The 6,736-nt window shown below is 55.6% G+C and carries 8 protein-coding genes; 4 read left to right on the top strand and 4 right to left on the bottom strand.

Annotated elements, in window-relative coordinates; genetic code table 11:
* Positions 1–100: 100 nt before the first annotated feature.
* From BLV11_RS06985 to BLV11_RS06975, 3 genes are all read left to right on the top strand, one after another.
* Positions 101–1,402, top strand: a complete 1,302-nt coding sequence (locus tag BLV11_RS06985; protein WP_091812234.1) for an IS1380-like element ISMaq4 family transposase — start codon at positions 101–103, stop codon at positions 1,400–1,402.
* A gap of 259 nt (positions 1,403–1,661) precedes the next feature.
* On the top strand, positions 1,662–2,324 hold the full coding sequence (locus tag BLV11_RS06980) for a cupin domain-containing protein (RefSeq protein ID WP_091812233.1): 663 nt from the start codon (positions 1,662–1,664) through the stop codon (positions 2,322–2,324).
* A gap of 253 nt (positions 2,325–2,577) precedes the next feature.
* Positions 2,578–3,141, top strand: coding sequence for a pyridoxamine 5'-phosphate oxidase family protein (locus tag BLV11_RS06975; RefSeq protein WP_091812232.1), 564 nt, complete (start codon positions 2,578–2,580; stop codon positions 3,139–3,141).
* A 145-nt stretch (positions 3,142–3,286) separates the two neighbouring features.
* Here BLV11_RS06975 and BLV11_RS06970 read toward each other — a convergent pair whose 3' ends face one another.
* The 3 genes from BLV11_RS06970 to BLV11_RS06960 are packed head-to-tail and all read right to left on the bottom strand — an operon-like array spanning position 3,287 to position 4,791.
* Positions 3,287–3,685 (bottom strand): VOC family protein, encoded by a 399-nt coding sequence (locus BLV11_RS06970; RefSeq protein ID WP_091812231.1) that lies wholly within the window; start codon positions 3,683–3,685, stop codon positions 3,287–3,289.
* 26 nt (positions 3,686–3,711) lie between these two features.
* A complete protein-coding gene (locus BLV11_RS06965) occupies positions 3,712–4,188 on the bottom strand; it encodes a nuclear transport factor 2 family protein (protein WP_091812230.1) in 477 nt (158 codons plus the stop codon).
* A 42-nt stretch (positions 4,189–4,230) separates the two neighbouring features.
* Positions 4,231–4,791 carry an RNA polymerase sigma factor gene (locus tag BLV11_RS06960; RefSeq protein ID WP_245725944.1) on the bottom strand — a complete coding sequence of 187 codons (561 nt, stop codon included), beginning with the start codon at positions 4,789–4,791 and terminating at the stop codon, positions 4,231–4,233.
* Positions 4,792–5,016: 225 nt separating this feature from the next.
* On the opposite strand from BLV11_RS06960, the gene BLV11_RS06955 reads away from it, so the two are divergent.
* Entirely contained in the window at positions 5,017–5,586 is a 570-nt protein-coding gene (locus BLV11_RS06955) for a TetR/AcrR family transcriptional regulator (RefSeq protein ID WP_091812228.1), read from the top strand.
* A gap of 68 nt (positions 5,587–5,654) precedes the next feature.
* Here BLV11_RS06955 and BLV11_RS06950 read toward each other — a convergent pair whose 3' ends face one another.
* Positions 5,655–6,734 carry a saccharopine dehydrogenase family protein gene (locus BLV11_RS06950; protein ID WP_091812227.1) on the bottom strand — a complete coding sequence of 360 codons (1,080 nt, stop codon included), beginning with the start codon at positions 6,732–6,734 and terminating at the stop codon, positions 5,655–5,657.
* Positions 6,735–6,736 lie beyond the last annotated feature (2 nt).

Here is a 6,736-nt window from a genome sequence, read left to right as displayed (position 1 = left end):
TAGCCCGGATTTCTCATGAGGGGATAAAAGAAAGCGGCTGAAAGTGCTATAGTTTCAGGACCTTACACCGTTCACCAAGCACCAACAGCCGCTATCCAAAATGGTACCTGAAAAACTGACCTTCTCGCCACTGTCTCGCCGTCAAATTGAAGCCGATTTCTCCGGTGGTCATATCACCTCCGATGCCGGCCTGCTTTTGCTTCGCGAAGTCGACAACCAACACCAGCTCACTCAGCGCCTGGCTACGGTGCTGGACGATGCCCGTAATCCGGTACTGGTTCGCCACAAGCTTCAAACCATGATCCGGCAACGGGTCTTTGGCGTAGCCGCCGGATACGAAGATCTGAACGATCACGAAACGTTACGCGCTGACCAGGCACTTCAGACCGCGACTGGCGAAGCGGCCATTCTAGCGGGCAAATCAACACTGTGCCGAATGGAGCAGCGCGTGGACCGGCAGGCCGTGGTCAAGGCCCACGAACTGCTGTGGCATCACTTCATTGAGCAGCACGACGCCCCACCCAAGGAAATCGTGCTGGACTTCGATGGCACCGACGTTCCGGTGCATGGCGACCAGCCCGGCAAGTTCTTTAACGCCTACTACGATCACCATTGTTACTTCCCGCTGTACGTGTTCTGCGGCCGTCACCTGTTGGTGAGCTACCTGCGCACCAGCAATCGAAGCGACAGCCGCCATAGCTGGGCCATTCTGGCCCTGCTGGTGAAGTTCATCCGGCAGTACTGGCCGGATACCCGCATCGTGTTCCGGGGTGACAGCGGCTTTTACCGTCCCCGATTGCTGAGCTGGTGCGACCGGAACAACGTGGACTATCTGGTCGGCATCAGCAAGAACAGCCGGCTGCTCAAGGAGGTAGACGTACCCTCGATGCTGGTTCGCAAGGCTCACAACGAACTGGGTGAAAAAGTCTCCGCCACCTACCGGTTCCAGTACCAGGCCCGAACCTGGAAACACCCCCGCTGGGTGATCGCGCGTCTGGAGGAAGGCGAACTGGGTGCCAACCCCAGGTTCATTATCAGTTCCCGTTACGACGACGGCGTTAAACTCTACTACGAGCAATACTGTGCCCGGGGTGACATGGAAAACCGGATCAAGGATCAGCAGTTGTGTCTGTTCGCAGATCGCACCTCCAGCACGCGGTGGTGGACCAATCAGTGGCGGTTGCTCCTGTCGGGCTTTGCCTACACGCTGTTCGAGCGATTACGGGCCCACTTGAAGAAGACGCCCTTCGAGAGAATGAGCGCCAGTAACCTGCGGCTGAAGCTGATCAAGGTGGGCGCGGTCATCATTCGCAACACTCGGCGCATACGGGTGTTGATGAGCGATGCCTATCCTTACAAAGACGAACTCTCTGACCTGGTGCGTCAACTGGTTCCGGGATAGAAGCCCGGGCTCCCCCGGCCCGACTCAATGGGGGAAAGGGGGCCGTGTGTCCGGACAACAGGAATTGATCGATTATTGATCAGTCACGGCCGCCAATGAGCGGTAATGGCGGTAACCCGCACAGTCTGCGAGACTTGCTGGGGACCTATGAGAAATCCGGGTTAGGGGGAATCTGGCGAGGTTCCTGCTTGCGATTAACCAGGCGGGTCTGGAAAAATGGGGCGAACCTGACCGGGAGCGTCAGATAAAGGAGAGGCCCATGCTCGTCAATGCTGATTTTACCCGCTGCGCTACGAAGGCGCCTGAAGAATACCGCTGGCTGGCTTCTCCCCAGAGCGGTGTCGAGCGGGTAATGCTGGACCGGATTGGCGAGGAAAAAGCCCGCGCGACCAGTATCGTTCGATATGCGCCGGATTCCTACTTCCCCAGTCATCAGCATCCGGGCGGGGAGGAAATATTGGTGTTGTCCGGAATCTTCTCAGACGAGGGAGGGGATTACCCGGCAGGCTGGTATTTGCGCAACCCGCCCGGCTCATCACATAAGCCATTCAGCGCGGATGGTTGTACGATCTTTGTTAAGCTCCGGCAGATGAGCGCTGACGAAGGTCGTCAAGTGCGTATCAATACCCGAAGCCCGGCGAACTGGGGGCGTCTGGAGGGGCGAGAAACCTGTGCCCTTTTTTCCGGCGCCGGTGAAGCGGTCAGCCTGCAACGCATCCCCCCGGGTGAGAGGTTGTTTGCTGCTCCCGCTCAGAGTGCCGAACTCCTGATTTTGGAAGGTAGCATGCTGTTCGGCAATCAGTCGTTTGATCAGGGTGGCTGGATACGGTTGCCCGAAGGCCGTCACCCGGAGGTTGTTGCCAGCCAGCAAGGAGCGACAATCTATCTGAAGTTGACGGATTCTCCGGCAGTCTCGCGGTAGCAGGCAGCAAGTCGTTGATAGCGAAATGGTGCCAGGCCGCGCATTCGCTCCCACCAATACGGTGACCTCTACCTGACCCACTCCGAACGAGAACCACAGGACGTTCATAGTTCCCAGCACTTCCAAGCCTTCAATTGTTACATGCCTTAAGTTCGAGCGGTATAAAAGAAGTAGGCCGCGCGTAACATCTGGGTTCGTTCTGTTACTGGTACTTAATGGCGAAACAGATGCATTCAAACCAGTGGAGGCTGACATGGCTCACAAATTCGCGGAACTTACATTTACCCGGACTGTGAAGCGGGTTCAGGAGGAAATGGGTAGTCGGTCCGACTATTTGCCCCATGAATCCGGCCCCGAGCGTAACAAGCTGCTCAGGGATCGCGAGCGCAGCTTTATTGAAGCGCGGGACAGTTTTTACGTTGCAAGTGTCAGCGAAACCGGCTGGCCCTACATTCAGCATCGGGGTGGTCCCGCAGGCTTTTTAAAGGTGATGGATCCGTCTACGATCGGGTTTGCGGATTACTCTGGTAATCGTCAGTACGTCACGACAGGTAACGTGCTCGCCAATGATCGCGTTGCTTTATTTCTGATGGATTATCCGAATCGGAGGCGGCTCAAGTTGCTAGGCCACATGGCGCTGGCTGGGCCTGAACAATTGTCGATTCTCGAGCAATTGCATGACCACGACTACGGCGCGGTGATAGAGCGAGGGATGATTATTCGAGTCGAGGCGTTTGATTGGAATTGCCCGCAACATATAACTCCGCGATATACGCTGTTGGAGTCCGAGGCCTTACGCGCGTCACGTGAGCCGTAATTCTGAAAAGGTCCACCCGAACCTGCAGTCGCTGAGGCGAGACCCGTTGATAGGGTGGGAACCTTTGGCCAAAACCCTGAAGGGATCCGTCAATCCGGGTAGGCAGGCTGGTTGGAGGAATGCCAGCCTGCCTCCGAGGGTGTAGCTAAGAACCGTTGAAGAAAAACTCGACGCGAATGCCGCTGGGCTCATAGCACATCATATGTCTTGAAGGCCCTTCGCCTACGTATTCCGGAGGGAACTCAATGTTAAGTCCCGAATCTGCGACCCTGTCATGGATTTCCTGAAGTGTCTTTTCATCGTCCACCCGAAGGGCGAGATGATGTAAGCCAACATGGGTTCTTCGATCAAACCCCGCGGGCTGATCTGACTTGGCTTCCCACAGGGTTAGCATGATCGAGCCGTCACTGACGAAAACAGCGGGGTAGTCGGGTTTGCGGGAAACTTCCTTCCACCCCAGCAACTGAGTGAAGAAGCTGGCACTTTCCTCGAGCCTGGTTACGGTCAAGCCCACGTGCTGCAATCCTTGAGTAAGAGCAGACATAACTTGTCTCCTATGAAGCGGTGAAACTAGAGGCCAAGCTCACTGAGGCCTGGATGGTCGTCTGGTCGCCTGCCCAGGGGCCAGTGGAATAACCGGTCTGATTCGATGATGGGGCTGTCGTTGATGCACGCAAATCGGCGCTTCATCAGCCCGTTGGTATCAAACTCCCAGTTTTCATTGCCGTAGGAGCGAAACCAGTTGCTACTGTCGTCGTGCCATTCATAGGCATAACGAACGGCAATACGGTTGTCGGTATGGGTCCAGAGTTCCTTGATGAGCCGGTAATCGAGTTCGCGGTTCCACTTCCGGGTCAGGAATTCTTCAACCTGATGCCGGCCATTGGCAAACTCAGCACGGTTTCGCCACTGGGTGTCCACTGTATAGGCGAGGGAAACCTTGGCTGGATCACGACTATTCCAGCCATCCTCGGCAAGACGGACCTTTTCAATGGCGCTTTCCCGGGTAAAGGGCGGTAGCGGTGGGCGTTGGGTGCTCATTGGCATTCTCCAGTTATCGGTAAAAGGTGCAGGGTGTGGCTGCCTTGGTCAGAGCAGGGCAGTCAACTCGTTTCGTGCCCGATGCAAAATAACCCGCAGGTTCCCGTGGGAAATTTCAAGTACATCAGACACCTGAGAGCCCGTTAGCGGGCTCATGCCTTTAAGCAGAATGGCGTTGGCGTGATCCCGGTTCATGTTCTTCATTTCAATCCGGATGCGTTCCCGGACCCTAGAGGTCTGGGTTGCCCTTTCTGGTTCACTTAGGTAAATGCTTGATCCGGTGTGCTGACTCGCACAGGCCCTGTCGGATAGCTGTTCGAGGTCAGGGCCTGCCGGGAACTCCTTTCTGTTTGCTCTGTACGTGCTGAAAGCTTTGTTCGTAACGATCCGGCAAAGCCAGGTTTTTAGTGATGAACTAGCCTCAAACGAAGCTATTGCACTGATCGCCGCAATCCAGGCTTCGTGGGTAATGTCTTCAGCGGTGGCTGCAGAGGCGTGCCTCGTGGCAACCCGGAGCATTGTTGATTGGTATCGCCGGTAAGCCTTGGCAAAGGCTTCTGGATCCCCGGCCTGCAAGCCATTGATCAAGTCTGCCTCAAGTCCAAGCAAGGGCGCTTTCCAGGTACATTTTGACTGTGAGTCCATCGTTCATCGTCCGTGTCTGGTTTGCTGGTGATTCGTAATTAGGGGCCAACAACAACGCAGGCCACAAAAACGCCTGCGCAGCTATATTGATCGGCGTCTTCCGTGGTAGACAAGTCGGTCTACTTTTGAGTATAGACAGACCTGTCTAATTTGGTCAACATGCAAATAACGAGAGAAGGAGACCCATCAATGGGGCGAAAGCAGGATTTGGTCGATACGGCCTTACGGTTGTTCTATGAGCATGGAATTCACGCCATCGGAATCAATCAGGTGCTCCAGGAAGCGGGTGTAGCAAAGCAGACGCTCTATAACCATTTTGAGAGCAAGGACAGTCTGGTTGAAGCGGCAGTCGAGCATCGGGACAATCTGATCTTCAGCTGGCTGGAAACTCGAATGAACAGTCGGCCAGCGGGAGAAGAGGCATTGCTGGAAATGTTTGATGCGGTGCATGACTGGTTCAATAATCGCGAGCCCGCACTCCCGCGCTTTTGTGGCTGTTTTTTCATTAACGCCTGCGGAGAGTACAGCGACCCAGAGCACCCCGTACACAAACGTTGTGCCGTTCATAAAGCTCGGGTTTTCGAACTGTTGAAGATGCACGCTGAGAAAGTCTGTTGCTCGCAAGCGGAAGCGGAGCAGCTGGCCAATGCTCTCTTCCTGCTAAAAGAGGGGGCCATCGTAAAGGCACATGTTGAAGGCGATCTTGATGCGGCGCTTAAAGCGAAAGCGATCGCTTCAGGAATGATTTTGCCGCACTGAGAGCATGTGCGGCAAAATCAGTGTCCAAGTGCTTTGCGAGGTAGTGAATGGATAAGCGGCCCCGGATATTAATTTATTCGAAGCTCCCCCGAGTCTGGCAGCCGGGTTACCAGGTCCGCACCGGCCAATTGCGACGGCGTGTAAGTGCCGCCAGCCGGTTGAGTCTCCATCAAATGCTCAATAAACGCCAAAGAGCCGGTAATGGTCAGGCTGTATCCATTGGCGGTCTGGATGTGGGCCGTTTTTTTGTCTCCGAGGTCGTTAGTCGCTTCACCCCAAACAAAGGTAGGCATTTTCGCTCTTGCGGCTTCATCTGGCCCCTTCACGGTCTTGGCTATACGTGATTTGATGAGTTTCTGGACGAAGGTGAAGCCCAGCAGCGGCCGGATATAGTTCGCGCGCTTGGCGCCGGAGATCATTCGGGGTGAGCCCGGTATAAACACCTCAATGTTAGGGATTCCCGTGCTGTGGTAGGCAGTGGATACGTCTCCCCAGGGAATGGTCATTGCCTCTTTCTCGCCGTCGCCGAAGTCGATCCGGCGCACCTGGTAGGCCAGTGGAACGGTTTCTATCATGCCATTACGGCGGACTTTGCCGCCCTGGGCCAGACCTTCAACAGAGGTTTTAGCCGTGCCCGGTGAAAACCCCGACCGAGAATCAAAGCCCAGCGCCAGGTGGGTGGCGTCGGGTAGGGCGGCTTTCAGGGCAGCTGCGACGCAGTCCGTTGGAATGACGTCAAAGCCCACGCCCGGACACAGTACGATACCAGCGGCACTCGCCTCGCCACTCAAGGACTGCGCCAATTCGAACACGGCAATTTCACCGGTGATATCAAGGTAATGCGCCTGTGCGGCGATGCAGGCCTTCATCATAGGTTCTGCCGTTGCGGAAAAAGGGCCTGCGCAGTTAAGAACCAACGAAAAGTCCTTGATATGTCTGGCAACTTGTTCGGTATCATCCAGGTCGAACCCGATGGCATCCAGGCCAAGTTCACCGGCCAGTGCCTGTACTTTTTCAAGGCTGCGCCCCGCAAGCATGGGTGTGTGCCCCCGCTGCACGGCTTCCCGGGCGATTAATTCGCCGGTATATCCGTTTGCGCCATAAATGAGCCATGGCATCTGGGTTAGCGGCTTGTTTTGGTCGCTCATTG

Origin of the sequence: Marinobacter mobilis, assembly GCF_900106945.1 — a bacterium.
Taxonomy (GTDB): domain Bacteria; phylum Pseudomonadota; class Gammaproteobacteria; order Pseudomonadales; family Oleiphilaceae; genus Marinobacter; species Marinobacter mobilis.
This window is presented reverse-complemented; position numbering and strand designations above follow the sequence as displayed.

Bases quoted from the DNA above. Each gene is read 5' to 3' on its own strand.
- BLV11_RS06965 (WP_091812230.1), bottom strand. From the start codon at position 4,188: ATGCCAATGAGCACCCAACGCCCACCGCTACCGCCCTTTACCCGGGAA.
- BLV11_RS06950 (WP_091812227.1), bottom strand. From the start codon at position 6,734: ATGAGCGACCAAAACAAGCCGCTAACCCAGATGCCATGGCTCATTTAT.
- BLV11_RS06970 (WP_091812231.1), bottom strand. From the start codon at position 3,685: ATGTCTGCTCTTACTCAAGGATTGCAGCACGTGGGCTTGACCGTAACC.
- BLV11_RS06975 (WP_091812232.1), top strand. From the start codon at position 2,578: ATGGCTCACAAATTCGCGGAACTTACATTTACCCGGACTGTGAAGCGG.
- BLV11_RS06955 (WP_091812228.1), top strand. From the start codon at position 5,017: ATGGGGCGAAAGCAGGATTTGGTCGATACGGCCTTACGGTTGTTCTAT.
- BLV11_RS06985 (WP_091812234.1), top strand. From the start codon at position 101: ATGGTACCTGAAAAACTGACCTTCTCGCCACTGTCTCGCCGTCAAATT.
- BLV11_RS06980 (WP_091812233.1), top strand. From the start codon at position 1,662: ATGCTCGTCAATGCTGATTTTACCCGCTGCGCTACGAAGGCGCCTGAA.